Source organism: Agrobacterium sp. NPDC058088 (genome assembly GCF_042885035.1).
Classification (GTDB): domain Bacteria; phylum Pseudomonadota; class Alphaproteobacteria; order Rhizobiales; family Rhizobiaceae; genus Agrobacterium.
Window position 1 is genome coordinate 351,105 of the sequence record NZ_JBHVSU010000003.1, and the last position, 26,780, is coordinate 377,884.

Below are 26,780 nucleotides of genomic sequence, written 5' to 3' on the forward strand. Positions count from 1 at the left end.
TTCGTGGCCCCTCTCAGGCATTGCCGGTGGCGGCGCGCACCAGCTTTTCCGGAGAAAAATCGGCACGTTCGAACTGGCCCGCCATCAGTCCTTCGCGCATCACGATCGCGCGGTCGGACATGCCGAGGATTTCGGGAAGTTCGGATGAAATCATGATGATGGACAGGCCTTCGGCGGCAAGCTCGCTGATGAAGCCATGCACGGCGGCCTTGGAGCCGATATCGATGCCCTTGGTCGGTTCATCAAGAATGATGACCTTCGGCTGGGTGGCGAGCCACTTGCCGATCACCACCTTCTGTTGATTGCCGCCCGAAAGCGTGCCAACAGGCACCGAAAGGGCGGCCGCGCGCAGGTCGAGCCGCGCGGCATATTTGCGCGCCAGCGCGAATTCATTGGCCGCGGCCAGAAACCCCTTGCGCGAGGTGCGGGTGAGGGAAGGCAGCGACATGTTCTGATAGATCGGCATATCGAGCGCCAACCCGTGGCGGCCCCGCTCTTCCGGCACATAGACAATACCGGCGCGGATTGCATCTTCCGGCGAGCGGATGGTGAGCGGCTGGCCGTTCAGCATTACCTCTCCCGAAGCCGCACGGGTGATGCCGAACAGCGACTGGCAGAGTTCAGAGCGCCCGGCGCCGATCAGCCCATAAAGGCCGAGAATTTCGCCCTTGCGCAGATCGAGCGAAATATCGCGGAATTCCGTCTGGTGCGAATAGTCTCGGACCGACAGAACCGTCGGGCCGAGCGTGACGGCCTGTTTTGGGAAGGCATTCGTCACATCGCGGCCGACCATCAGCCGCACGATCTCGTCCTGCGGTGTAGTAGCGAGATTGCCTGCGCCGACCATCTTCCCGTCACGGAACACGGCGTAATTTTCGGCGATTTCATAGACTTCATCGAACTTGTGGCTGATGAAGAGGATCGCCTTGCCCTGCCGCTTGAGGTTTTCGACGATGCGGAAGAGATCGTCGATTTCCTTGCGCGAAAGAGCGGCGGTCGGTTCGTCCATGATGACGATGCGCGCCTCGACGGACAGCGCTCTGGCGATCGCGACCAGATGGCGTTGGGCAATCGACAGGTCTTTCAGCCGGATGGACGGATCTATGGTGCTTTCGAGTTGTTCCAGCAGAACGCGGGCGCGGTCGTTGATGGTCTTCCAGTCGATCAGGCCGAAACGACCTTTTGGCGCATGGCCGAGGAAGATGTTTTCGCCGACCGAAAGCTCGTCGAACAGCACGGTTTCCTGATGAATGGCGGTCACGCCGGCATCGATTGCGTCCTGTGCGCTATGGAAGTGGACAGTCTCGCCATCCAGCAGGATTCCGCCTTCGTTCGGGCGATAGATGCCGGTGAGGATCTTGACGAGCGTGGATTTGCCCGCGCCGTTCTCACCGATCAGGGCGGTAACCTTGCCGGGGTATAGCGCGATATTGACGCTATCAAGCGCTTTTACGCCGGGGAATATCTGGCTGATGCCGCGCATTTCCAGAATGGGTGTGGGGCTGGGGGCCTCTGTCATGTTGATGGTTTGGGTTTCAGCACGCATCATTCCGTCTTACCGGTCGGTTTTGAGTGAAGTGATCGGGGCCACCCCCCTCTGCCCTGCCGGGCATCTCCCCCACAAGGAGGGAGATCGGCCAGAAGAAAACGCTCGCTCACTCGCAACGTTAGAGATGGCCGAGAGGCCGCCGCATATCGATCTCCCCCCTTGTGGGGGAGATGCCCGGCAGGGCAGAGGGGGGTAACCTCCGCACCGCCGGATGTTATCAAGATCAAAAAATCTTCGAAAACTGGTCGATATTCTTCGCGTCATAAATAAACGGATCAGCCATCGCCGCTTCGCTGTTTTCGCCAACCTTGATCTTGCCCATGCGGCCAGCTTCGATTTCCGACCCGGGCTTGCCATCGGTTTCGCCCTTCACCAGGCGATAGGCGATCTGGGTGGCGGAATAACCGAGGTCGATCGGGTTCCAGATGGCGAATTCCTTTGTCGCACCGGACTTGATGGCGCCCGCCATTTCCGATGGCAGGCCAAGGCCTGTGACGAACACCTGACCGATCTTGCCGGCATCCTTCACGGCCTGCGACGCGGCGAGAACGCCAACCGTCGTCGGTGCGACGATAACTTTCACATTCGGCTGCGAGGAGAGCAGGCCCTGCGCTTCGCGATAGCTCTTGTCGGCAAGGTCGTCACCGTAAACCGTGGTGACGAGGTTGAGACCGGGGAAATCCTTCAGCTGCTTTTTCATCTCGCCGATCCAGACATTCTGGTTCGTGGAGGTGGTGGTAGCAGAGAGAATGGCGAAATCGCCCTTGCCGCCTTCGAGATGTGCCGCAGCCAGCTGCAGGCACATCTTGCCAATCAGCGCGTTGGACGAGGGGTTGAGCTGGAGAATGCGGCCTTCGGGAGCGACGCCAGAATCCCAAGAAATCACCTTGATCCCGCGTTGTGCCGCCTTTTTCAGTGCCGGAACAACGGCGTCGGGGTCGTTTGCGGAAATCGCGATGGCGTCAACGCCCTGCGCGATCAGCGAATTGATGACTTCGATCTGACCTTCCGCCGTGGTGGTGGTCGGGCCGGTATAGATGATCTCGACGCCGCCGAGGTCCTTTGCCGCCTCCTGTGCGCCCTTGTTGGCGGCTTCGAAAAAGCCGTTACCGAGTGATTTGACGACGAGCGCGATCTTGACGTCGGCGGCCTGGGCAACGCCGCCCAGTCCTGCGACAGAAAGAGCCGCGCTGAGTGCCAAGACGCTGGTCAATGTTCTGCGTGTAAGTTTCATGTCCCTTTTCCTCCCGTTTTGAACCTTGTTTTTCTCCCCCGCGCTCCTCATGCGACCGAAGAAGAATTCTCCTCATCCGGCGGGCCGGATGTTTTTCCCACGGCACCGGCAATCAGCAATTCGACGCCGGCATTTTCCACCATCCTTGCCGCCTCGTCCGAAATCCCGTCATCGGTGATGATGGTCGTGACGTTTTCGAGCGGGCATAAAATCAGGCTGGACCGTTTTCTGAATTTCGAGGAATCGACCATCACGATCAGCTCTTCCGCCTGCCGCATCAGCTTTTGCTCGCTCTGGATCACCAGCGCATCGGATTCCATGATGCCGAGCGCTCCCACGCCCTGCGCACCGAGAAATATCCGCCGCGCATAAAAATTGCGGATCGCATCATTCTCGAAAGGCGACAGGATAAGGCTCTGATCGCGATAGATCGCACCGCCTGGCACGCTGACACTGCATTTGGAATGTTTGACCAGATGCTCGGCAATGGCGAAAGAATTGGTCATCACCTGCAGGCGGCGGGCCGCCATGTAATGCACCATCTGGAATGTCGTGGTGCCGCCATTCAGGATGATCGCGTCGCCATCATTGCAGAGATCGACCGCCTTGCGCGCAATTGCGCGTTTCTTGTCGATATTGACCGATTCGGAGACGCGGAATGGCCGGGCTGCCAGGTTGCCCAGCTGCGGCGGATGTACCGCTTCCGCTCCGCCGCGCACGCGCCGCAATTTGCCCTGAACATGCAGAGACGCGATATCCCGGCGGATCGTGGCTTCCGACGCATCCGTCAGTTCGGCAATATCCTGCACCGTCACGACAGCTTTTTCCTGTGTGGCGCTCAAGATGATGCGATGGCGTTCGCGTTCGTGCATGGGGTCCTCCTGACCGTGATTATTCGCAATCTCTTTACGTTGTCAATCAACAACGATCAAATTAATCAATATCGCGCTGCAGCATGAAAAATTATGATCGTTTTTGATTGACATTGTGCTTTTGGATGCGCGATACCTGCGATCAAAGGAGGCGGGCCGGTATCGGCTCCGCGAATGCAGACAGATATTGGGAGGAAGACATGACGGGAACATCCCGCCTTCTCGAAAGCCGTTGGGACGACGCCTATGCGAAGACGCTCGATGAGCCCGGCAAGCTGCTTTATCGCTCCAATCTCTTAGGGGCCGACAAGCGCATCACCAATTATGGTGGCGGCAATACGTCTGCGAAGGTTCTTGAGGCTGATCCGCTGACCGGCGAAAAGGTCCGTGTCATGTGGGTCAAAGGCTCCGGCGGCGATGTCGGCACCATCAAGCTCGATGGTTTCGCGACACTTTATCTCGACAAGCTGGAAGCGCTGAAAGGCATTTATAAGGGCGTTGAAGACGAAGACCGCATGGTCGGCTTCCTGCCGCACTGCACCTTCAACCTCAATCCCCGCGCCGCCTCGATCGATACGCCGCTGCATGGTTTCGTGCCCTATGATCATGTCGATCATATGCATCCGGATGCGATCATTGCGATTGCCGCCTCTAAGAATTCGAAAGAACTGACGCAGCAGATCTTTGGCGATGAAATCGGCTGGCTGCCTTGGCGTCGTCCCGGTTTCCAACTCGGTCTTGATCTCGAAGCTTTCGTCAAAGCCAATCCCAGGGCGAAGGGCGTGGTGCTGGAAAGTCACGGCCTCTTCACCTGGGATAACGACGCAAAGGCTTGCTACGAACTGACGCTCGCCATCATCAACAAGGCGATCGAATGGTTTGCGGGAAAGACTGAAGGCAAGGTGACCTTCGGCGGTGCCGTTGCCAAGAGCCTGCCGGTGGCCGAACGCCGCGCCATTGCCGCCCGGCTGATGCCGGAAATCCGTGGCCGCATCGGCCGCGAGGAACGCAAGCTTGGCCATTTTGACGATCAGGATGCGGTTCTTGAATTCGTCAATTCTAAGGATCTGAAGCCGCTCGGGAACCTCGGCACATCCTGCCCGGACCATTTCTTGCGCACGAAAATCCGCCCGCTGATCCTTGATCTCGATACGGCGAAACCGGATGTCGACGCGCTCACGGCCGCTCTCGACGCGGCGCTGGAGGCTTACCGCGCGGATTATACGCGCTACTATGAGGCCTGCCGCCACGATAATTCACCGAAGATGCGCGATCCGAACCCGGTGATTTTCCTCATCCCCGGCGTCGGCATGTTGTCTTTCGCGAAAGATAAGGCGACCGCTCGCATCGCCGGCGAGTTTTATGTCAACGCCATTAACGTCATGCGCGGTGCTTCCACCGTATCGGAGTATCAGGGTCTTCCGGAGCAGGAAGCCTTCGATATCGAATATTGGCTGCTGGAGGAAGCAAAGCTACAGCGCATGCCGAAGCCGAAAAGTCTTGCCGGCCGCGTGGCTTTCGTCACCGGCGGTGCCGGCGGCATCGGCCGGGCAACGGCGGAACGGCTTGCGGGCGAGGGTGCCTGCGTGGTTCTGGCCGATATTGACGAGACCGCGCTGGAGGCCGCCAGGGGCGATTTCGTCAAGCGTTACAGCGCCGACGCGGTGCGTACCGTCAAGCTTGATGTGACGCAGGAGGACGCGGTGATTTCCGCCTTTGCGGAAGCGAGCGTGGAATTCGGCGGCGTGGATATCCTCGTTTCCAATGCCGGCATCGCTTCTTCCGCCCCGGTGGAGGATACGACGCTTGCCATGTGGAACAAGAATATCGACATTCTCGCCACGGGTTATTTCCTTGTGTCGCGAGAAGCATTCCGGCTGCTGCGGCGTCAGAATCTCGGCGGCAACGTCGTGTTCGTCGCCTCCAAGAATGGCCTTGCCTCTTCACCCAATGCGTCGGCCTATTGCACGGCGAAGGCCGCTGAGATTCATCTCGCCCGTTGCCTGGCGCTTGAAGGGGCGGAAGCGGGCATTCGCGTCAACACCGTCAATCCCGATGCCGTGCTGCGTGGTTCTAAAATCTGGAACGGCGAGTGGCGGGAGCAGCGTGCTGCTTCATCCAAGATCGAGGTGACCGATCTGGAGGAACATTACCGCAAGCGCTCGATGCTGAAGCTTAACGTCTTTCCGGAAGATATTGCCGAGGCGATCTACTTCCTGGCGTCCGACGCTTCCGCCAAGTCCACCGGCAACATCATCAATGTCGATGCCGGTAATGCGCAGAGTTTTACGCGATAATTGGGGGCGGTAACGGCTGGCGGTAACGCCGCGTTGACCGGGGAGGAAAAAATGACCGAGACGAAAATCGCCGCTGATGTGATCGCGGCTGAAAACGAAAAGCGCGCCGGCGCACAGAAAGACGACTATCAGGCGCTGGGCAACCAGCTAGCGCGCCGCAACATCGACATCGATGCCGTTACGGCCAAGGTGGCGGAATTTTTCGTCGCCGTGCCGTCCTGGGGCGTCGGCACGGGCGGCACGCGCTTTGCCCGTTTTCCCGGCACGGGTGAGCCGCGCGGCATTTTCGACAAGCTCGATGATTGCGCCGTCATCAACCAGCTGACGCGCGCTACACCCAATGTCTCCCTGCATATTCCGTGGGACAAGGAAGACCCGAAGCAGCTGAAGGCCCATGCCGATGCGCTGGGTCTCGGCTTCGACGCCATGAACTCCAACACGTTTTCGGATGCGCCCGGCCAAAGCCATTCCTACAAATACGGCTCCCTCAGCCACACGGACGCCGCCACGCGTCGGCAGGCCGTGGAACACAACATCGAATGTATCGAAATCGGTGACGCCATCGGCTCCAAGGCACTGACGGTGTGGGTGGGCGATGGCTCCAACTTCCCCGGCCAGAGCAATTTCACGAGAAGTTTCGAACGTTATCTCGCGGCCATGGCCGATATCTACAAGGCGCTGCCGGATGACTGGCGCATCTTTTCCGAACACAAGATGTATGAGCCGGCCTTCTATTCCACTGTGGTACAGGACTGGGGCACCAATTATCTCATCGCCAATACGCTGGGCGAAAAGGCCTTCTGCCTCGTCGATCTCGGCCACCATGCGCCGAACACCAATATCGAGATGATCGTCGCCCGGCTTATCCAGTTCGGCAAACTCGGCGGGTTCCATTTCAACGACAGCAAATATGGCGATGATGATCTCGATGCCGGCTCGATCGAGCCCTACCGCCTGTTCCTCGTCTTTAACGAACTGGTGGACGCCGAACATCGCGGCGTGAAGGGTTTCCATCCCGCCCATATGATCGACCAGTCGCATAATGTGACGGACCCGATCGAAAGCCTGATCTCCAGCGCCAATGAAATCCGCCGTGCCTATGCGCAGGCACTGCTGGTGGATCGCGTGGCTCTCGATGGCTATCAGCAGGAGAATGACGCGTTGATGGCTTCAGATACGTTGAAGCGGGCCTACCGCACCGATGTCGAGCCGATCCTTGCGCAGGCCCGGCAATTGGCAGGCGGCGCGATCGATCCGATTGCGGCCTATCGGGCGAGCGGCTACCGCAAGCGGGTGGCGGCGCAACGGCCTGCTTCGGTCGGCGGCAGCGGCGGTATTGTGTAAGTTCGGTATCGCTAGAACAGGGAAAGCTGAGGCTGACTACACACCTTGCCTCTATCTCGACGTCATCCTCGGCCTTGTGCCGAGGATCTGCTAGCGTCGCATAAAATCGATAGGCAGCAGATGCTCGGGACAGCCCGAGCATGACGAAGGTGAAGGTGTTGGTGACGCACTCGCCCACTCGCTGCGCGCCTTTATTACTTTCCTGAAGGCGATTGCCGGCGCACCTGAAACGTATGCTCCGGCCCGGGAAACGCCCCCGAGCGAACTTCATCGGCATAGGCCGCCGCTGCTTCGGAAACCATTGGGCTTAGATCAGCGAAGCGCTTGACGAATTTCGGTTTGAAATCGGAAAACAGGCCAAGCATGTCGTCGGAAACCAGCACCTGTCCGTCACAGGCCGGCGATGCGCCGATGCCGACGGTTGGGGCGGCAAGTTTCTCCGTCAACTCGCGGGCAAGCGGTTCTACGGTACCTTCCACGACGATGGCGAAGGCGCCGGCCTGATCGACGGCAATTGCGTCGCGCCAGATTTTCTGCGTTTCCGCATCCGAATGGCCGAGCGAGCGGAAGCCGCCGGCAGTGTGGACGAGCTGCGGCATCAGCCCGACATGGCCGAAGACGGGAATGCCGCGCGCGACCAGAAAGGCAATGGTCTCTGCCATTTCCTCGCCGCCTTCCAGCTTCACGCCGTCGCAGCCGGTCTCCTGCATCAGCCGGACAGCGTTGCGGAAGGCCTGTTCTTTCGATTCCTGATAGGTGCCGAAGGGAAGGTCAACGATGACGCAGGCATGGTCGACGCCGCGCATGACGGCGCGACCATGGGCGATCATCATGTCCAGCGTCACACCCACCGTCGTATCCATGCCGTAAAGCACCATGCCGAGCGAATCTCCGACCAGCAAGAGATCGCAATGCGGGTCGAGCAGCCGGGCAATCGGCGTCGTATAGGCAGTGAGGCAGACGATGCGCCCTTCGCCTTTCATCTGCCGGATGGAGACCGTCGTCAGCCGTTTTTGTTTTGCATGCGCGCTCATTGGGCGGCCTCCTGTTTCCCGGTCTTATCGCGGCCGATGACGCGGTTGTCGAGAAGCCGCGTGCTGCCGACGCGCACGAACAGCGCGACCAGCACGGGGCCTGCCTGCAGGGAGGTAACGGGTGCCAGCGTATCGGGATCGCGCACTGCAACAACCTCCGGCGAAGCCAAGGGCTCGGCTGCGATGAACTTTTCTATTGCCGCTTCAACGGCTGCCGGGTCATCAAGGCCTTCAACATAAAGCCGTTCGGCCTCATCCAGAGCGCGGGGCACGATCACGGCGGCAGCGCGTTGCTCGGGCGTCAGATAAACATTGCGCGACGAGCAGGCGAGCCCGTCGGCCTCGCGCACCGTGGCGACGGGAACGACCCGCACCGGCTGGGCAAGGTCTTCCACCATGCGCCGGATCAGCGTTACCTGCTGATAGTCCTTTTCACCGAAATAGGCCGCGTCCGGCTGGACGAGATTAAACAGCTTGGTCACGACGGTGGTAACGCCGGCGAAATGCCCCGGGCGCACCGCACCTTCCAGCTGGCTGCCCAGTTCCGGCACATCCACCACCGTTTGCATCGGGCGCGGATACATCTCCGTAACGTCAGGAGCGAACAGAATATCGACACCCGCCTCCTGCAATAGCTGGCTGTCGCGCGCGAGATCGCGTGGATAACGCGCCAGATCTTCATTCGCGCCAAACTGCAACGGGTTAACGAAGATGGAAACCACCGTCACGTCGTTTTCCGCTTTGGCTCTGGCAACCAGCGTCAGATGGCCGACATGCAGAAAACCCATGGTCGGAACAAAGCCGATGGTTTTGCCTTCGCGGCGAAAGGCGGCTATCGCAGCCCGCAATTCGGCGACGGTTTTTACAAGGCGCATGGGGTCTCCTCCGGCTGCCCGATCGCCATCCGGCGAAAGGTGGTGGATAGAACGCGATTTGCTGAACGGGGTCAACGCGGCCGCGAGCATTATATCGATTAACAGCTGAAGAGGCGCCGTCGCTTTGAAGTGCTGCGGTTCAGGATTTGCCGACCCATGCTGGCGGGCGCTTTTCGGCAAAAGCCTGCCGCCCTTCGCGCGCTTCATCGCTGCCGCTAACGGCTGCGATGGCGTCTTCTGCAAAGGCAAGCCGCTTATCGGAAGGCATGTCGCGCATTGCCAGCAAGGCTGCCTTTCCGGCCGCGATGGCACCCGGCGCGTTCTGCCGCAACCTTGTGAGAACATCTTCGATCAAACTATCGAGTTCGGCCAGGGGTGCGGTGCGATTGACGAGGCCGAGACGTGTGGCCTCCGCAGCGCTTATCGGCTGACCGAGATAGGCCATTTCCTGAAGCCCGCCAAGGGGTATTTTCGCCAGCAGCTTTGCCGCCACCATGGCGGGGAAAAGCCCGATCCGCACTTCCGGCAGGCCGAATTCGGCATGATCCGCGGCATAGGCAAGATCGCAGGCGGCGACAAGGCCGAGCCCGCCGGCCAGAACCCGGCCATTGATGCGGGCAATGACGGGCTTGTTGCAGCTCTCTATGGCGCGCATCAGGTCGGCAATCGGGTTTGTCCCATTGCGCGAAAGGAACATGCCGCCGGCACTTTCTTTCAGATCGGCTCCCGAGCAGAAACTGCGGTCTCCCGCTGCCGTTATCACCACGGCTCGCAGGCTGCCGTCGCCTGATGCCGCGCGGATCGCAGCGGTCAGCGCATCCGTCATCGCGGCATTGAGGGCGTTGTGAACCGCGGGCCGGTTGAGCGTCAGCCAGAGAACGTCCTTGTGTGTCTCCTGCAGCGATTCATCCGCCATGCAGGTCACCCTCCTGTTTTGCGGCAAGCAGCGCTTTTCCGGCGCGGGCCGCGTTCGGCCTGCCGAGATGCCGGCTGATCCACTCACCGGTCTTCGCGACCGCCATCAGGTCGATACCGGTTTTAATACCAAGTCCTTGCAGCAGATAAACGACATCTTCCGTCGCGACATTACCGCTCGCCCCCGGCGCAAAGGGGCAGCCGCCCAGCCCGGCAACGGAACTGTCGAAAACGACGATGCCTTCCTGAAGCGAGGCGAGCACATTGGCGACGCCCTGCCCATAGGTATTATGGAAATGCATGGCGATTTTTTCACGCGAAATGCCGGTCGCCACACGCTCAATGACCTTGCGGACCTGGCCAGCCGTGCCGACGCCGATCGTATCGCCGAGCGAGATTTCATAGCAGCCGAGGGCCATAAGCGCCTCGGCCATCGCCGCCACTTCATCGGGCGCAACTGCCCCATCATAGGGACAACCGGCAATGCAGGAAACGTAACCGCGCATGCGGATATTCCGGCTGGCGGCCGCCTCCGCGACATCGCGTAGGCGCTCAAGGCTGTCGGCGCGCGAGCAGCCGATATTGTGCTGGCTGAAACCTTCCGAGGCGGAGACGAAAACGGCAATTTCCGCGACACCTGCCTCGATGGCCGCCTCGAAACCTTTTATATTGGGAACAAGCGCCGGATAGGCCGTTCCCGGCCGTCGTTCGAGGCCTTGAAACACCTCCCTCGAACCCGCCATTTGCGGCACCTTTTGGGGAGATACGAAGGCGCCCGTTTCGACCGATTGCAGGCCGGCTGCGGCGAGCCGCTCGACAAGCTCGATCTTGATGGGAGTGGAAACCTCGGCGCTTTCGTTCTGCAGACCGTCACGCGCGCCCACCTCAACGATCTTCACATTGCGAGGCCAGCCCATCTCACACACCCTCCGGCTCGAAATCCACCAGCACCGCACCGGCGACGACCATGTCGCCTTCAGCGCAGTTGATGGCAGTGACGGTGCCTTTCGACGGGGCGCGGATCGTATGCTCCATCTTCATCGCCTCCATCACGACAAGCGCATCGCCGGTCTCGACGGCCGCGCCGCTCTGGCTGAGCACGGCACGGACAACGCCCGGCATGGGCGCCTCAAGACCGCCGATATGGCCGGCAGAATCCGCAATGTCGACCGGATCCGGCTGACTGATGCGATAGTGTTCGCCCCGCAGAAAAAGGGCGTAGCTGTCACCCTCCGCAAAGAAATAGCCTTGCCATGTCCTGTCGTTGACGGTCGCGCGAAAGCGGCCGCTGTCTGAGAGGTTGCCCCGGATGCGGATTGTCTGTCCGCTGGTCTCCAGTAAAAAGCCGTCCGCTTCATAGGTAACACCAAGGTCGATTGGCTGGTTCTGAAGAGTGAAATGCAGCGTTTCCCGCGCGGGCGCATTCAGCCTGAAGGCATTGGTGGTGTTCCAGGGACTATAGGGGTCGGTCTTTGCTTGCGGGTTGGCGCTTTCGTTTTTACGGGTGAGAAGGAGGCCGAGCGCAGCCAGTACGATCTCCTTTTCGCCCACGGCCTCCGGTGCAAAAAGGGCTGCGTCGTTGCGCGCGATGAAGCCGGTATCCAGATCGGCGGCGGCGAAAGCATCGAGCCCCGCAAGCCGTGTCAGAAAGGCGACGTTGCTGATGACACCGCAGATCGCCAGCTCTTCAAGCGCCATTTTTAGACGCCGTACGGCGGCGGAGCGGTCATGATCCCAGACGATCAGCTTGGCGATCATCGGATCGTAATGCACGGTGATGGCGTCGCCGGTGCGGATGCCGCTGTCGATCCTGAGATGCGGGTCTTCGTCGGGAAAGACAAGATGGCTGATCATGCCAATCGACGGCAGAAAATCATGCGCCGGGTCTTCGGCATAAATCCGGGCCTCTATGGCGTGGCCGTTGATGCGCAGACCGGTCCAGTCTTCCGGCAGCGCTTCTCCATTCGCGACGCGGATTTGCCATTCAACCAGATCGAGACCGGTAATATATTCCGTCACCGGATGCTCGACCTGAAGCCGCGTGTTCATTTCCATGAAATAGAAGTCGCCGGATGGATCGAGCAGGAACTCCACCGTTCCCGCACCTCGATAATCGATGGCGCGGGCGGCGGCGGTTGCCGCATCATACATGCGTTGCCGCAAGGCGTCGGACAGCCCGGAGGCGGGGGCTTCCTCTATCACCTTCTGGTGCCGGCGCTGGATCGAGCAGTCGCGTTCAAAAAGTGAGACGCAATTGCCGTGGCCATCGGCAAAGACCTGCACTTCCACATGGCGCGGTCGTTCCAGGTATTTTTCGATCAGCATGCGGTCATTGCCGAAGGCGGCAAGCGCTTCGCGTTTTGCGCCGGCAAGCTCCACCGCGAAGTCACGCTTTTGCCTGACGACGCGCATGCCCTTGCCACCGCCGCCGGCCGAGGCCTTGAGCAGCACCGGATAACCGATTTTGTCTGCTTCGGCCGCCAGCCGTTTTTCGGCCTGCTCATCGCCGTGATAACCGGGAACGACGGGAACACCCGCCTCGGTCATCAGTGCCTTCGCTTCGCTCTTTCCACCCATGGCGCGGATTGCCTGTGGCGGTGGGCCGATGAAAATGAGGTCTGCGGCGGCACAGGCTTCGGCGAAATCGGCATTTTCGGACAGAAAGCCGTAACCCGGATGGATCGCCTCCGCGCCGGTTGTTTTTGCCGCTGCGATGATTTTTTCCGCATCGAGATAAGAAGCGCGCGCCGGTGCGGGGCCGATGGCGATGGCCTCATCGGCCAGCGCCACATGCATGGCGTTTCGGTCGGCATCCGAATAGACCGCGACGGTGCGGATACCCATGCGGTTGGCGGTGCGGATGATGCGGCAGGCGATTTCGCCCCTGTTGGCGATCAGTATTTTAGAGAACATCGTCGCCTCACATCCTGAATATGCCAAAACGGGTGGGCTCTATCGGTGCGTTGAGCGCGGCGGAGAGGCCAAGTCCAAGCACGAGGCGGGTATCCTTCGGGTCTATGATGCCATCGTCCCACAGCCTTGCACTGGCATAATAGGGATGGCCTTCCCGTTCGTATTTTTCCCGGATCGGCTGTTTGAACGCCTCTTCGCCTTCCTTCGACCAGTGACGGCCATCGGCCTCGATGCCGTCGCGGCGGATTTGCGCCAGAACGGACGCCGCCTGTTCGCCGCCCATCACCGAAATGCGGGCATTCGGCCACATCCACAGGAAGCGCGGCGAATAGGCCCGCCCGCACATGCCGTAATTGCCGGCCCCGAAGGAGCCGCCGATGATGACGGTAAATTTCGGCACTTTGGCTGACGCAACAGCGGTGACGAGCTTTGCGCCATCCTTGGCGATACCACCAGCCTCATAGGCCTTGCCGACCATGAAGCCGGTGATGTTTTGCAGGAAAACCAAGGGGATGCCACGCTGGCAGCAGAGCTCGATGAAATGCGCGCCCTTCAGCGCCGATTCCGAAAAAAGGATACCGTTATTGGCGATGATGCCAACAGGATAGCCATGGATATGGGCGAAACCACAGACCAGCGTCGTACCGTAAAGCGCCTTGAACTCATCAAATTCAGAACCATCCACCAGACGGGCGATGATCTCACGCACCTCGAAGGGTTTGCGTGTGTCAGCTGGAACGATGCCGTAAAGCTCATCTGCGGGATAAAGTGGCTCTGCCGGCTCGCGGATATCCAGCTCCACCTGCTTGCGGCGGTTGAGGGTAGAAACGATCCGCCGGGTCAGCGCCAGCGCATGGCGGTCGTTGTGGGCATAGTGATCGGTCACGCCGGATTGCCGCGAATGCACATCCGCACCACCCAGGTCCTCCGCGCTCACCACTTCGCCGGTCGCCGCCTTTACCAGCGGCGGGCCGCCGAGGAAGATCGTGCCCTGATTTTTGACGATGACGGACTGGTCGCTCATGGCAGGCACATAGGCCCCGCCCGCCGTACAACTACCCATCACCACGGCGATCTGGGCGATGCCTTCCGCCGACATATTGGCCTGATTGTAGAAGATACGGCCGAAATGATCGCGGTCGGGAAACGCCTCGTCCTGATTGGGCAGGTTCGCGCCGCCGGAATCCACAAGGTAAATGCAGGGCAGGCGGTTCTCCGTGGCGATTTCCTGCGCGCGCAGGTGTTTCTTCACCGTTAGCGGATAATAGGTGCCGCCCTTTACCGTCGCATCATTGGCGACGATCACACATTCGCGGCCCGAGACCCGGCCGATGCCAGTGACGATGCCGGCGGCGGGAACGGGTTCGTCATACACCTCGTAAGCTGCAAATTGCGAAAATTCGAGGAATGGACTGCCGGGATCGAGAAGTGTTTCGATCCGGTCGCGCGCCAGCAATTTGCCGCGGGAGAGATGCCGTTCGCGGGCCTTGTCACCGCCACCTCTGGAGATTTTTTCGACGTGTTGGCGCAGGTCATCGACCAGACCCGACATGAAATCGACATTGGCAGCGAAGGTGGGGTCGCGGTCCAGGCTGGATGTAAGTTTCATCGCGTGTCCTCACCCGTTGCCCTTGACCAGTTCGCGGCCGATCAGCATCCGACGAATTTCGCTGGTGCCCGCACCGATCTCGTAAAGCTTGGCGTCGCGCAGCAACCGTCCGGCCGGGCTTTCATTGACATAGCCGGAGCCGCCGAGAAGCTGGATCGCATCCAGCGCCACTTGCGTCGCCCGCTCGGCGGCAAAGAGGATTGCGCCTGCCGCATCCTGCCTCGTGATGCGGCCATTGTCGCAGGCCCGGGCCACGGCATAGACATAGGCGCGGGATGCATTCATGGCCGAATAAATGTCGGCGAGCTTGCCCTGCACCAGCTGGAATTCGCCGATCGGCTTGCCGAATTGCTTGCGCTCGCGGGCATAGGGCAGCACCAGATCGATGGCCGCCTGCATGATGCCAACAGGGCCGGCGGCCAGCACGGCGCGCTCGTAATCCAGCCCGCTCATCAGCACCGTCACGCCGTCATTGAGGCGGCCGAGAATGTTTTCTTCCGGCACCTCGCAATCCTCGAACACCAATTCTGATGTGGGTGAGCCGCGCATGCCGAGCTTGTCGAGTTTCTGGGCCGGGCGAAACCCCTTGAAGCCCTTTTCGATCAGGAAGGCCGTGATGCCGCGCGGGCCGGCGGACATATCCGTCTTGGCGTAAACCACCAGCGTATCGGCCTCGTGGCCATTGGTGATCCACATTTTCGCGCCGTTCAGCACATAGCGGTCGCCTCTGCGCTCCGCCTTCAGACGCATCGAGACGACATCCGAACCGGCTTCCGTCTCGCTCATGGCGAGAGAACCGACATGTTCACCGGAAACGAGTCTCGGCAGATATCTGTGCTTCTGCTCATCCGTTCCCCAGCGGTGAATCTGGTTGATGCAGAGGTTGGAATGAGCGCCGTAGGAAAGGCCGATGGAAGCGGAAGCCCGGCTTATCTCTTCCATCGCCACGCAATGGGCGAGATAGCCCATGTCGGCACCGCCGAATTCTTCCGAAACCGTGATGCCGTGCAGACCGAGCTCACCCATTTCCGGCCAGAGCTTGCGTGGAAAACGGTCGTTCCTGTCGATCTCCGCCGCCAGCGGAGCGATTTTATCATCTGCAAATGCACTTGCGCTGTCGCGCAATGCTGCGATTTCCGGGCCGAGATCGGCATCGAAAATGGCGGCGAGGTTCAAACTCATCGCGTCTCCTCCTCCGGACGGCAGACCGTCCCTTTTGTAAGCAGCCGGCACCTCCTCCGCGCCGGCAGCCCTTGATTACGGCGTGTCACCCCCGGTGAAGGCGGCGGAACGGCGTACGAATGTCTTGATGGCGAAATTGGACTGGATGCGCGACACGCCGGGAACCGTGGTCAGGAAATCCAGAAGCTCCTGATAATGTGGCAAATCCCGCACCATGGCATGGATCAGATAATCGGAACTGCCGCTGGTCTGATAACCGCCTACAACTTCGGGAATGGAGGCGACGTGGTGTTCGAAGGTTGTCAATGCTTCCTTGATCTGCCGTTCCAGCGTGACGGAGATGAAGACACCCATATTGCCGAGCAGCCGGTTCTCATCGAACACGGCGGTATAGCCACGAATGATGCCTTCCTCTTCCAGCTTGCGTACACGGCGCAGCGTTGGCGTGAAGGAAAGACCGATGCGGGCGGCCAGATCGCGCCAGCTTACCCGCCCGTCATCGCCGAGCACATGCAGAATCTTGCGGTCGAAACTGTCGAGCTCAATCATGGATCATTTGCTCTATCATATGACTAATTATTGGATCAAAGATATCGCCAATCAAAAAACTGTCAATCAAAATAGCTTTGAAATGAATTCGAGATAGTGATAGCGTTCACCTCAGTCGCGGTCTGGAGGAGATGGTGGCTGTTGGCCGTTCTCTCAAGCGGAGTGCGGGCAAAGGGAGGTGAATTTGGCTGTGCATGACCCTGTCGTGATCGTCGGGGCCGCCCGTACTGCTATGGGCGGGTTCCAGGGCGAATTCAAATCGGTGGCTGCGCCCGATCTTGGGGCGACGGCGATCCGTGCGGCCGTCGAACGGGCTGCTATTTCGGTTTCTGACATTGATGATGTCCTGATGGGCTGTGTGCTCACGGCTGGGCAGGGACAGGCGCCTGCCAGACAGGCAGCCATTGCCGCCGGCATTCCCAACTCGGTTGGCGCGACGACCATCAACAAGATGTGCGGCTCGGGCATGAAGGCGATCATGCTGGGCCATGACCAGATCGCGGCGGGAAGCTCTTCCATCGTGCTGGCGGGCGGCATGGAAAGCATGAGCAATGCGCCCTATCTGCTGGATCGCGCTCGAAATGGTTATCGTCTCGGTCATGGCAAGGTCATCGACCATATGTTTCTCGACGGTCTCGAGGACGCCTATGACAAGGGCCGGCTGATGGGCACTTTCGCGGAAGATTGCGCTGAAACCTATCAATTCACCCGCGCCATGCAGGATGACTATGCGCTTGCCTCGCTGGAGCGGGCGCGACGCGCCATAGCGGAGGGAGCCTTCGAAGCGGAAATAGCGCCTGTCGGCAATGTCGCCGTAGATGAGCAGCCGGGCAAAGCAAGGCCGGAGAAAATCCCGCAGCTCAAGCCCGCCTTTCGCGATGGCGGAACGGTGACGGCGGCAAATTCCAGCTCGATTTCCGATGGCGCTGCCGCTCTCGTTCTCATGCGCAGATCGGAAGCGGAACGAAGGGGCCTTTCGCCGCTGGCGACCATCATCGGTCAGGCCGCCCATGCGGATGCGCCGGCGAAATTTCCAACGGCTCCTATCGGCGCGATGAAAAAGCTGTTCGAAAAAACAGGCTGGGCGGCGAAGGATATCGATCTCTTCGAAATTAACGAGGCCTTCGCGGTCGTGGCAATGGCGGCGATGCGTGATCTCGATCTGCCGCATGAGAAGGTGAATGTGCATGGCGGTGCTTGCGCGCTTGGCCACCCCATCGGGGCTTCCGGTGCACGCATCGTCGTCACGTTGCTGGCCGCTTTGCAGCGTCACGGACTGAAACGCGGCGTTGCCGCCGTCTGCATCGGCGGCGGCGAAGCAACTGCGCTCGGCATTGAGCGACTTTAAGGGGAGGCGGCGATGATCCTGAATGAAGCGCAGCAGCAGATCAGAGACATGGCCCGCGATTTCGCCCAAGAACGGCTGGCCCCCGGAGCTGCCGCACGCGACCGGGAAAGCCGGTTCCCGAAAGACGAGCTAAAAGAAATGGGAGACCTCGGTTTCCTCGGCATGTTGGTCTCCGAAGACTATGGCGGGTCGGAAACCGGTGCCGTCGCTTATGCCTTGGCGCTGGAGGAAATCGCTGCCGGTGATGGCGCCTGTTCCACCATTATGAGCGTCCATAATTCGGTCGGTTGCGTGCCGATCCTGAAATTCGGCACGGAAGATCAGAAACAGCGTTTTTTGCCGAAACTGGCTTCCGGCGAATGGATCGGCGGTTTCGCGCTGACCGAACCGCAGGCTGGTTCCGATGCCTCCAACCTGAAGACCCGCGCCCGGCGGGATGGCGACCGCTATATTCTCGATGGCGCAAAACAGTTCATAACGTCAGGCAAGAATGGTGATGTCGTCATCGCCTTTGCCGTGACCGATGCTGCTGCGGGCAAGAAGGGCATCAGCGCCTTCATCGTGCCGACCGATACGCCGGGTTACGAGGTCATCAGGGTCGAAGAAAAACTAGGCCTGCATTCATCCGATACCTGCCAGATAGCGTTCACCGAGATGGCGGTCCCAGTCGAATTGCGGCTGGGCGAAGAAGGGCAGGGCTATCGTATCGCGCTCGCCAATCTGGAAGGCGGCCGCATCGGCATAGCCGCGCAGGCGGTCGGCATGGCGCAGGCGGCCTTCGAGGCGGCGCGGGATTATGCCCGCGAGCGCCAGGCCTTCGGGCAGGCGATCATCGAACATCAGGCGGTGGCGTTTCGCCTCGCGGATATGGCGACGCGCATTCAAGCGGCGCGGCAACTGGTGTTGCATGCGGCGGCGCTGAAGGAGGCGGGCGAGCCCTGCCTTTCCGAGGCCTCGATGGCCAAGCTCTTCGCGTCGGAAATGGCCGAACGCGTTTGCTCGGACGCCATCCAGATTCACGGCGGTTACGGCTACATGGCGGATTATCCGGTGGAGCGGATCTATCGCGATGTGCGCATCTGCCAGATTTACGAGGGGACAAGCGATGTCCAGCGGATGGTGATCGCAAGAAACATTTGAGCGTTGTTTCGCGGTCTGGAGGAGACCGTGACGGGAGGAGTAAAATGGATATATCAGAAACGCCACGTCTCAGCCTGCATGTTCCAGAGCCTGCGGTGCGGCCCGGCGGGGAGCCGGATTTCTCCAATGTAAAAATACCCAAGGCCGGCTCCGTGCCGCGCCCGGAGGTGGACGCTGCACCGGAAAGCATGCGCGATCTCGCTTATTCAATCATCCGCGTTCTCAATCATCAGGGCGAGGCCGTCGGGCCGTGGGCCGGGCTGCTTTCGGATGACGACCTGCTGGTCGGCCTGAAAAACATGATGCGGCTTCGGGCGTTCGATGCGCGCATGCTGATGGCGCAGCGGCAGGGCAAGACGTCGTTTTATATGCAGCATCTGGGGGAGGAGGCTGTCAGCTGCGCCTTCCGCAAGGCTCTTTCGAAGGGCGACATGAATTTCCCAACCTACCGGCAGGCGGGATTGCTGATCGCTGACGACTATCCGCTCGTTACCATGATGAACCAGATCTACTCCAACGAACTCGACCCGCTGCACGGGCGGCAATTGCCGGTTCTTTACTCCTCCAAGGAGCATGGCTTCTTTACCGTGTCAGGCAACCTCGCCACGCAGTATGTGCAGGCGGTCGGCTGGGCGATGGCGTCTGCCATTAAGGGCGATACGAAGATCGCGGCCGCCTGGATCGGCGACGGTTCGACGGCGGAGTCGGATTTCCATTCCGCGCTGGTCTTCGCCTCAACTTACAAGGCCCCGGTCATCCTCAATATCGTCAACAATCAATGGGCCATTTCCACCTTTCAGGGCATTGCACGCGGCGGCTCCGGCACCTTTGCGGCGCGTGGGCTGGGCTTTGGCATTCCCGCACTCAGGGTCGATGGCAATGATTATCTCGCTGTTTATGCCGTGGCGCGTTGGGCAGTGGAGCGGGCGCGGCGCAATCTCGGCCCGACACTCATCGAATACGTCACCTATCGCGTCGGCGCTCATTCCACCTCAGACGATCCGAGCGCTTACCGCCCCAAGACCGAGTCCGAGGCATGGCCTTTGGGCGACCCGGTTCTGAGATTGAAGAAACATCTCATCCTGCGCGGCGTGTGGTCGGAGGAACGGCACCGGCAGGCGGAGGCGGAAATCTCCGATGAAGTGCTTGAAGCGCAACGCGACGCGGAAAGCCACGGCACGCTGCATGAAGGCAAAAAACCGCCGAAAAAGGATATTTTCGAAGGCGTCTACGCCGAGATGCCGCCGCATCTCGTCCGCCAGCGCCAGAAGGCAGAGTGGTAAGACATGGCAAGAATGACGATGATTGAAGCCGTCCGCAGCGCCATGGATGTGTCCATGGAGCGCAGCGACGACGTCGTGGTGTTCGGCGAAGATGTTGGCTATTTCGGTGGGGTTTTCCGCGCCACGCAGGGGCTGCAGCAGAAATACGGTAAAACACGCTGTTTCGATGCGCCGATCAGCGAATCCGGTATTGTCGGCACCGCCATCGGTATGGCCGCTTACGGATTGCGGCCCTGTGTCGAAATCCAGTTCGCCGATTACATGTATCCCGCCTATGACCAGATCACCCAGGAGGCAGCGCGTATCCGTTATCGCTCCAATGGCGATTTCACCTGCCCGATCGTTCTTCGCATGCCGACCGGTGGCGGCATTTTTGGCGGGCAGACGCATAGTCAGAGCCCGGAAGCGCTTTTCACCCATGTCTGCGGGCTGAAGGTGGTGGTTCCTTCCAATCCCTATGACGCCAAGGGGCTGCTGATCGCCTCCATCGAAGATCCCGACCCCGTGATGTTTCTGGAGCCGAAGCGCCTTTATAACGGTCCCTTTGATGGCCACCATGACCGGCCGGTAACGCCCTGGTCCAAACACGATATGGGGGAGGTGCCGGAAGGTCATTACACCGTTCCCATCGGCAAGGCCGAGATACGCCGTCCCGGAAACGCTGTCACCGTCATTGCTTATGGCACCATGGTGCATGTGGCGCTGGCGGCGGCGGAAGAGACCGGTGTGGATGCCGAAATCATAGACCTTCGCAGCCTGCTGCCGCTGGATCTCGATAGTATCGTCAAATCCGTCTCCAAGACCGGCCGCTGTGTCATGGTGCATGAGGCGACGCTGACCTCCGGCTTCGGCGCCGAGGTCGTGTCGCTCGTACAGGAGCATTGCTTTTATCATCTGGAGGCTCCCGTCGTGCGTGTCGCCGGCTGGGATACGCCTTATCCGCATGCCCAGGAATGGGACTATTTTCCGGGTCCGGCTCGTGTCGGGCGCGCCCTCGTTGACGTCATGGAGGCCTGATTATGGCGGAATTTACCCTCACAATGCCCGATGTGGGTGAAGGTGTTGCAGAAGCCGAACTGGTGGAATGGAACGTCAAACCGGGCGATATCGTCCATGAGGACATGGTGCTGGCCGCGGTGATGACGGACAAGGCGACGGTGGAAATCCCATCCCCCGTGGCGGGCGTCGTTACCTGGCTCGCCGTGACGGTCGGAAATACTGTGCCGGTGAAGGCACCGCTCCTGCGCATCGAAACAGATGTCGCCGCCGCCGCTCCCAATGGCAGCGTGCCGGAAGCGGAAGTACCGACCCAGATGACGGAAGCGCCTGCCGACATGACGGACACGCCGCCACCCGTTGAAGCCCAGCCGACGGCGCGAGAGCCCGAGGAGGCGCCGCCGCCCGCCGCCGCCGAACCGCATCACAAGCCGCTCGCATCCCCCGCCGTTCGCCAGCGTGCCGATGATCTCGATATTGATCTCACCAAGGTCAAGGGCACGGGGCCGGACGGGCATATCACCCATGCCGATCTCGATGGGTTTTTAACGGTACGGGGTCGGCCGGAACGCCCTGAACCTGTAGCGCCGCACGATAGCGCCGTGGAGGAAGTGAAGATAACTGGACTACGGCGCAAGATTGCCGAGAAAATGGTGCTGTCCGCCTCCCGCATTCCTCACATCACCTATGTCGAAGAAGTCGACGTGACCGATCTGGAGGATCTTCGCGCTACGATGAACGGCAACCGCCGTTCCGGGCAGCCGAAACTGACGATCCTGCCGTTTCTGATGCGCGCTCTGGTGAAAGCCGTGGCCGATCATCCCGGCATGAATGCCACTTTCGACGACGAGCAAGGGGTCGTCAGCCACTACGAGGCGGTTCATATCGGCATCGCCACGCAAACGCCGGCGGGCCTGACGGTTCCGGTCGTTCGTCACACGGAAACGCTTGGCCTTTGGGAATGCGCGGAAGAAGTCGCGCGCGTCGCTGAGGCCGCCCGCACCGGCGCGGCGCATCGGGAAGAGTTGATGGGGTCCACCATCACCATCAGTTCGCTGGGGGCCTTGGGTGGTGTTGTTTCGACGCCCATCATCAATCATCCCGAGGTGGCGATCATCGGCGTCAACAAGATCGTGACGCGGCCGGTCTGGGACGGGATCCGGTTTGTACCGCGCAAGATGATGAACCTCTCTTCGAGCTTCGATCACCGTGTCGTCGACGGGTGGGATGCCGCCGTCTTCATCCAGGCCGTCAAGGCGCTCCTGGAAAAGCCGGCACTGATATTCATCGACGGCTGAGGTTTCATCCAAAAGCTTTTTTCCGTGAAGCACTCCGGCTTCATGGAACTGTTTCGCTGTCGGTATAGGCTTGCGTTCGTCATCTTCGGGTATAGAAGAGAAGAACGAGAAGCATGTTTTCTCATCATGATCATAGTGGCGGACGAGGGCGCTCCGGTGCCCGGCGGTCCGCTGTCCGCCGGCAACCGAATGAAGAAGAAGGTCCTCCCATGCGCACTCCCAAACCCGTTGTCCTGACTATTCTCGATGGCTGGGGGCTGAACGAGGACACATCCAGCAACGCGCCCGTTCTGGCGAATACGCCCACCATGGACCGGCTTTTCGCCACCTGCCCGAATGCGACGCTGACCACCTTCGGCCCGAATGTCGGGCTGCCCACCGGGCAGATGGGTAATTCCGAAGTCGGCCACACCAATATTGGCGCGGGCCGCATCGTTGCCATGGATCTCGGCCAGATCGATCTGGCTATCGAGGATGGCAGCTTTTTCCGCAATGCGGCGATGCTTGATTTTGCCGAAACGGTGAAGGCCGCGGGCGGCGTGGCGCATCTGATGTGCGTGGTTTCCGATGGTGGCGTCCATGGCCACATCCTTCACGGCCAGGCTGCGGTGAAGCTGATGATCAGTCATGGCCTGAAGGTCGTGGTGCATGCAATCACCGATGGCCGCGATGTCGCGCCGCAATCGGCTGAAGATTTCGTGGCGGCGCTGGTGGCAAGCCTGCCGCAGGGGGCGAGCATCGGCACAGTGATCGGTCGTTATTATGCGATGGATCGCGACAATCGCTGGGAGCGTGTCGAGAAAGCCTATGACGCGATGGTTCTTGGCAAGGGAGAACATGCGCGGGATGCGGTGAGCGCTGTTGCCCAGAGCTACAAAAACAACGTCACGGATGAGTTCATCCTGCCGACGGTGATCGATGGTTATGAAGGTTTCGAAGCCGGCGACGGCCTGTTCTGCCTGAATTTCCGCGCTGACCGCGCCCGTGAAATTCTCCTCGCCATCGGTGCGAATGATTTCGACGGTTTTGCGCGCGAAAAGCCTGTGCTTTCAGCACTGCTGGGCATGGTGGAATATTCCACCCGCCATAATGATTTCATGACGACGGCTTACCCGAAGCGCGATATCGTCAACACGCTCGGCGCGTGGGTGGCAAAGCAGGGGCTGACGCAGTTCCGCCTCGCCGAAACGGAAAAATATCCGCATGTCACCTTCTTTCTGAACGGTGGCAAGGAAGAGCCCGAAGTGGGCGAAGACCGCTTCATGCCGAAATCCCCGAAGGTTGCGACCTACGATCTGCAGCCGGAAATGAGTGCGGCCGAGGTCACGGAAAAATTCGTCGAGGTGATCGGCAAGGGCTACGATCTGATAGTCACCAACTACGCCAATCCTGACATGGTCGGCCATACCGGTGATCTGCAGGCGGCGATCAAGGCGTGCGAAGCCGTGGATCGCGGGCTTGGCGCCGTTGTTGCCGCTCTGGAAAAGGTGGGCGGCGCGATGCTTGTTATTGCCGACCATGGCAATTGCGAAACCATGGTTGACCCGGTGACAGGTGGTCCGCACACGGCCCATACCACCAATCCGGTGCCGGTGATCCTGTTTGGCGGCCCGGAAGGCGCAAAGCTGCATGCTGGCATTCTCGCCGATGTCGCGCCGACGCTGCTGCAACTGATGAACGTGCCGCTGCCGCCGGAAATGACGGGTAAAAGCCTCATCGACCTCTAATGAAACTCAGTCGCGCGGCGGCTCTCCAGCCCCGCGCGACTGTTCGTTTTCCGCGTTCGTGACGAGTGTTTGCGCTATGGCTGTTTTGCGTAGAGACGGTCGTGGACCAGCATGCCTGCAATCATGGCGCAGACGAAAAGAACAACCGGCATCAGCCCGAGAGCGAGAGCCGATAGTGCCGGGCCGGGGCAAAAACCGGCAAGACCCCAACCAATGCCGAAAATGGCCGAGCCTGTTATAAGCGGTCGGTCGATGCGGGTTTTTGCCGGAAGGCTGAAATCCTCGGTGAGGATGGGCTTGGCAAGACGTCGGCTGAGGAGCACACCCGGCACGGCAACCATCACTGCACCACCGAGAACGAATATCAGGCTCGGGTCCCAATGGCCGCTCGCCACATCGAGAAAACCGGAAACACGGGCCGGATCAATCATGCCTGACAGCGATAGGCCGAAGCCGAACATTGCTCCTGCGATCAATGCCAGGGCAACGCGCGCCACGCCGGGATTTTTCATGACAGGGCTCCTGTTATCGTCGCGGCGCAGATGCCTGAAATCAGGAAAGTTGCGGTTGCGGCGATGGAGCGCCGGGAAAATCGCGCCAGCCCCATGATGCCGTGGCCTGATGTGCAGCCAGAGCCCATGCGCGTGCCAAAACCCACCAGCAGGCCGGCAATGAGGATAAGCGGCCATGGTGCTGCGATGGTGAGGACAGGCAGTTGGCCGAACGCTGCGGCATGGATGTAAGGCCCAGCCAACAATCCGGCAAGGAAGGCGAGATCTGCAAGGCGTCGCTCCTTGCCGAGCATTTTGCCTAGGATTCCGCTAATGCCGGCGATACGGCCATTGAAAACAAACAGCAGAATGCAGGCAACCCCGAGTAGCATTCCGCCGAAAAGAGACGGCCAGTAGGGGCTCATGGGGTCTCCTCCTCCGGCGCGCAGAATATGGTGTAAAGGGCCTCGATCAGCTGCGCCGCTTTCGCTTCGCTCAGCTGGTAGAATATCTGCTTGGCGTCGCGGCGGGTTTCGACAACGCCGGCTTCCCGCAAGACGCCCAGCTGCTGGGATAGCGTCGGCTGGCGAATGTCCAGTTTGACTTCCAGCTCGCCGACGGAAAACTCCCCCTGCGCCAGCGTGCAGGCGAGCATCAGCCGCGCGGGATGGGCAAGCGTTTTCAGAAGCAGCGCGACCTCGACAGCCCTCTCTTCCATGGCGGGGAGAGGAATTTCAGCAATGTGCGGAGGCTTTTTCAGCGCATTATCCTTCACCATGTGCTGCCCTCCAGCATGTCGAGCGGAAATTTCAGATAGCGCTTGCCATTCGCCTCCGGTTCCGGCAGGCGGCCGCCGCGAATATTGACCTGTAGGGCATGCAGAATGAGCTTCGGCATCGGCAATGTGCGATCCCGCGCTTCCCTCAAGCGAATGAAGTCCTCCTGCGTCATGCCGGCCAGATGCGGATTGCTGCGCTTCTGTTCGCCCACCGTGCTTTCCCATTTCGGGGCACGGCCCCCGGGCTGATAATCATGGCCCGTGAAAAGCCGTGTGTCGTCGGGAAGAGCGAGGATATCCTGAATCGATGCCCACAGTTCTTTGGCGCTGCCGCCCGGAAAATCGGCGCGTGCCGTGCCGGAATCCGGCATAAAAAGCGTATCGTGCACGAAGGCCGCGTTACCCACCACGTAGGTTACGGAAGCCAGCGTATGGCCGGGCGAAAACAGGACACGGGCTTCCAGTGAGCCGATGCTGAACCGGTCGCCAGCCTCGAACAGCTGGTCCCACTGTGAACCATCGGTCTTGAGATCAGGCCAATTGTATTTCGCCTGCCAGAGCTTCTGTACGCCTGTGACTTTGGCGCCGATTGCCGTCTTTGCGCCGGTCTTCTCCTTTAGATAATGGGCGGCGGAAAAATGGTCGGCATGTGGATGGGTATCGAGGATCCATTCCACTGAAAGCCCTTGGTTTTTTACATAGTCCAGAATGGCGTCGGCATTCATCGTTCCGGTGGCGCCGGATTTTTCATCGAAATCATAGACCGGATCAATGATGGCGCAGCCACCGGTCGCAGGGTCGGAAACGACATATTGCACGCTCGAGGTACGCGCGTCGAAGAACGCCTTGATGTGCGGCACCGCCTCCGACTGGCGCTCCAGCCAGCGTGTGGCGGCGGAAAGATCAAAGCCATGCATCTTGCCGAAAGCCTCGATGTCGCTCCGTTGCATGCGCCCGTCGAGGGCTTCACCGAGAACATGAAGCGTCAATGCCCGCGTGCCGCCCTTGCAATGGGCGAAAACAGGACCTTCGGCCTCTGCCATCTTCTGCTGGAAAGCGCGGATATCGGCTTCGGTAATGGTGGGGCCGCTGACCGGGATGAAACCGTAATCCATGCCGGCTGCACCGGCGGCGCTTTTTTCCTGCGCATTGCCCGGTTGGCCGGGCTCTTCGCCATCGGGCCGGGCATTGATGATGCTTTTAAAGCCCTGGGCGGAGAGCGATGGGAAGTCGGCAATCATGGGCTGACCCGCGACCGTCAGACGCTCGTTGATCTTTACGGCATTCATCGCTTTCTCCCGTCGGCTAGATTATTATATATTATTATATAATGTATAATGTTAATT

Annotated in this window: 23 protein-coding genes; 8 read left to right on the plus strand and 15 right to left on the minus strand. The window is 60.1% G+C overall.

Annotated features, from left to right (window positions below):
- Positions 1-13 precede the first annotated feature (13 nt).
- The 3 genes from ACFVTJ_RS11645 to ACFVTJ_RS11655 all read right to left on the minus strand — a co-directional run bounded on the left by ACFVTJ_RS11645 (position 14) and on the right by ACFVTJ_RS11655 (position 3,655).
- On the minus strand, positions 14-1,549 hold the full coding sequence (locus tag ACFVTJ_RS11645) for a sugar ABC transporter ATP-binding protein (RefSeq protein ID WP_386907459.1): 1,536 nt from the start codon (positions 1,547-1,549) through the stop codon (positions 14-16).
- 223 nt (positions 1,550-1,772) lie between these two features.
- Positions 1,773-2,783 carry a rhamnose ABC transporter substrate-binding protein gene (rhaS, locus tag ACFVTJ_RS11650; protein ID WP_386907461.1) on the minus strand — a complete coding sequence of 337 codons (1,011 nt, stop codon included), beginning with the start codon at positions 2,781-2,783 and terminating at the stop codon, positions 1,773-1,775.
- A 47-nt stretch (positions 2,784-2,830) separates the two neighbouring features.
- Positions 2,831-3,655 carry a DeoR/GlpR family DNA-binding transcription regulator gene (locus tag ACFVTJ_RS11655; RefSeq protein ID WP_063949198.1) on the minus strand — a complete coding sequence of 275 codons (825 nt, stop codon included), beginning with the start codon at positions 3,653-3,655 and terminating at the stop codon, positions 2,831-2,833.
- A gap of 200 nt (positions 3,656-3,855) precedes the next feature.
- Between ACFVTJ_RS11655 and ACFVTJ_RS11660 the strand changes: the two genes are divergently transcribed.
- Together ACFVTJ_RS11660 and rhaI are read left to right on the plus strand one after the other, a co-directional pair.
- Positions 3,856-5,952, plus strand: coding sequence for a bifunctional rhamnulose-1-phosphate aldolase/short-chain dehydrogenase (locus ACFVTJ_RS11660; protein ID WP_386907463.1), 2,097 nt, complete (start codon positions 3,856-3,858; stop codon positions 5,950-5,952).
- Positions 5,953-6,003: 51 nt separating this feature from the next.
- Positions 6,004-7,296 carry an L-rhamnose catabolism isomerase gene (gene rhaI / locus ACFVTJ_RS11665; protein WP_386907465.1) on the plus strand — a complete coding sequence of 431 codons (1,293 nt, stop codon included), beginning with the start codon at positions 6,004-6,006 and terminating at the stop codon, positions 7,294-7,296.
- Between the two features lie 194 nt (positions 7,297-7,490).
- On the opposite strand, the gene panB is transcribed toward rhaI, so the two are convergent.
- From panB to ACFVTJ_RS11705, 8 genes are all read right to left on the minus strand, one after another.
- Complete coding sequence (panB, locus tag ACFVTJ_RS11670) at positions 7,491-8,330, minus strand: 3-methyl-2-oxobutanoate hydroxymethyltransferase (RefSeq protein WP_386907467.1); 840 nt, start codon at positions 8,328-8,330, stop codon at positions 7,491-7,493.
- A complete protein-coding gene (gene panC, locus ACFVTJ_RS11675) occupies positions 8,327-9,205 on the minus strand; it encodes a pantoate--beta-alanine ligase (RefSeq protein WP_386907469.1) in 879 nt (292 codons plus the stop codon). The genes panB and panC overlap by 4 nt, the downstream gene beginning before the upstream one ends.
- A 139-nt stretch (positions 9,206-9,344) precedes the next feature.
- A complete protein-coding gene (locus ACFVTJ_RS11680) occupies positions 9,345-10,121 on the minus strand; it encodes an enoyl-CoA hydratase-related protein (protein WP_386907471.1) in 777 nt (258 codons plus the stop codon).
- A complete protein-coding gene (locus ACFVTJ_RS11685; RefSeq protein ID WP_386907473.1) occupies positions 10,111-11,037 on the minus strand; it encodes a hydroxymethylglutaryl-CoA lyase in 927 nt (308 codons plus the stop codon). Before ACFVTJ_RS11685 ends, ACFVTJ_RS11680 begins: the two co-directional genes overlap by 11 nt.
- Position 11,038: 1 nt before the next feature.
- Positions 11,039-13,033 (minus strand): acetyl/propionyl/methylcrotonyl-CoA carboxylase subunit alpha, encoded by a 1,995-nt coding sequence (locus ACFVTJ_RS11690; protein WP_386907475.1) that lies wholly within the window; start codon positions 13,031-13,033, stop codon positions 11,039-11,041.
- Positions 13,034-13,040: 7 nt separating this feature from the next.
- Positions 13,041-14,642 carry a carboxyl transferase domain-containing protein gene (locus tag ACFVTJ_RS11695; RefSeq protein ID WP_386907477.1) on the minus strand — a complete coding sequence of 534 codons (1,602 nt, stop codon included), beginning with the start codon at positions 14,640-14,642 and terminating at the stop codon, positions 13,041-13,043.
- A 9-nt stretch (positions 14,643-14,651) separates the two neighbouring features.
- Positions 14,652-15,824, minus strand: coding sequence for an isovaleryl-CoA dehydrogenase (locus ACFVTJ_RS11700; protein WP_386907479.1), 1,173 nt, complete (start codon positions 15,822-15,824; stop codon positions 14,652-14,654).
- A gap of 75 nt (positions 15,825-15,899) precedes the next feature.
- The gene (locus ACFVTJ_RS11705; protein ID WP_003524741.1) at positions 15,900-16,373 is read right to left on the minus strand and encodes an Lrp/AsnC family transcriptional regulator; all 474 of its coding nucleotides are present in this window, start codon (positions 16,371-16,373) and stop codon (positions 15,900-15,902) included.
- Positions 16,374-16,605: 232 nt separating this feature from the next.
- Between ACFVTJ_RS11705 and ACFVTJ_RS11710 the strand changes: the two genes are divergently transcribed.
- From ACFVTJ_RS11710 to gpmI, 6 genes are all read left to right on the plus strand, one after another.
- Positions 16,606-17,721 (plus strand): acetyl-CoA C-acyltransferase, encoded by a 1,116-nt coding sequence (locus tag ACFVTJ_RS11710; protein WP_386908033.1) that lies wholly within the window; start codon positions 16,606-16,608, stop codon positions 17,719-17,721.
- 12 nt (positions 17,722-17,733) lie between these two features.
- Positions 17,734-18,861, plus strand: coding sequence for an acyl-CoA dehydrogenase family protein (locus ACFVTJ_RS11715; protein WP_386907482.1), 1,128 nt, complete (start codon positions 17,734-17,736; stop codon positions 18,859-18,861).
- Positions 18,862-18,905: 44 nt separating this feature from the next.
- Positions 18,906-20,144: a 3-methyl-2-oxobutanoate dehydrogenase (2-methylpropanoyl-transferring) subunit alpha gene (locus tag ACFVTJ_RS11720; RefSeq protein WP_386907484.1), complete on the plus strand. Its 1,239-nt coding sequence runs from the start codon at positions 18,906-18,908 to the stop codon at positions 20,142-20,144.
- Positions 20,145-20,147: 3 nt separating this feature from the next.
- Complete coding sequence (locus ACFVTJ_RS11725; RefSeq protein ID WP_386907486.1) at positions 20,148-21,161, plus strand: alpha-ketoacid dehydrogenase subunit beta; 1,014 nt, start codon at positions 20,148-20,150, stop codon at positions 21,159-21,161.
- A 2-nt stretch (positions 21,162-21,163) separates the two neighbouring features.
- Positions 21,164-22,438 (plus strand): dihydrolipoamide acetyltransferase family protein, encoded by a 1,275-nt coding sequence (locus ACFVTJ_RS11730; protein WP_386907488.1) that lies wholly within the window; start codon positions 21,164-21,166, stop codon positions 22,436-22,438.
- 209 nt (positions 22,439-22,647) lie between these two features.
- Entirely contained in the window at positions 22,648-24,165 is a 1,518-nt protein-coding gene (gene gpmI / locus ACFVTJ_RS11735) for a 2,3-bisphosphoglycerate-independent phosphoglycerate mutase (protein WP_386907490.1), read from the plus strand.
- Between the two features lie 74 nt (positions 24,166-24,239).
- On the opposite strand, the gene ACFVTJ_RS11740 is transcribed toward gpmI, so the two are convergent.
- From ACFVTJ_RS11740 to blh, 4 genes are read right to left on the minus strand one after another with little or no spacing between them, the layout of a single operon-like run.
- On the minus strand, positions 24,240-24,677 hold the full coding sequence (locus tag ACFVTJ_RS11740; RefSeq protein WP_386907492.1) for a DUF6691 family protein: 438 nt from the start codon (positions 24,675-24,677) through the stop codon (positions 24,240-24,242).
- Positions 24,674-25,081: a YeeE/YedE family protein gene (locus ACFVTJ_RS11745; RefSeq protein WP_386907494.1), complete on the minus strand. Its 408-nt coding sequence runs from the start codon at positions 25,079-25,081 to the stop codon at positions 24,674-24,676. The genes ACFVTJ_RS11740 and ACFVTJ_RS11745 overlap by 4 nt, the downstream gene beginning before the upstream one ends.
- Positions 25,078-25,434, minus strand: coding sequence for a sulfite-sensing transcriptional repressor BigR (gene bigR, locus ACFVTJ_RS11750; RefSeq protein ID WP_386907496.1), 357 nt, complete (start codon positions 25,432-25,434; stop codon positions 25,078-25,080). Before bigR ends, ACFVTJ_RS11745 begins: the two co-directional genes overlap by 4 nt.
- The gene (gene blh / locus ACFVTJ_RS11755; protein ID WP_386907498.1) at positions 25,428-26,723 is read right to left on the minus strand and encodes a bifunctional sulfur transferase/dioxygenase Blh; all 1,296 of its coding nucleotides are present in this window, start codon (positions 26,721-26,723) and stop codon (positions 25,428-25,430) included. The genes bigR and blh overlap by 7 nt, the downstream gene beginning before the upstream one ends.
- Positions 26,724-26,780 lie beyond the last annotated feature (57 nt).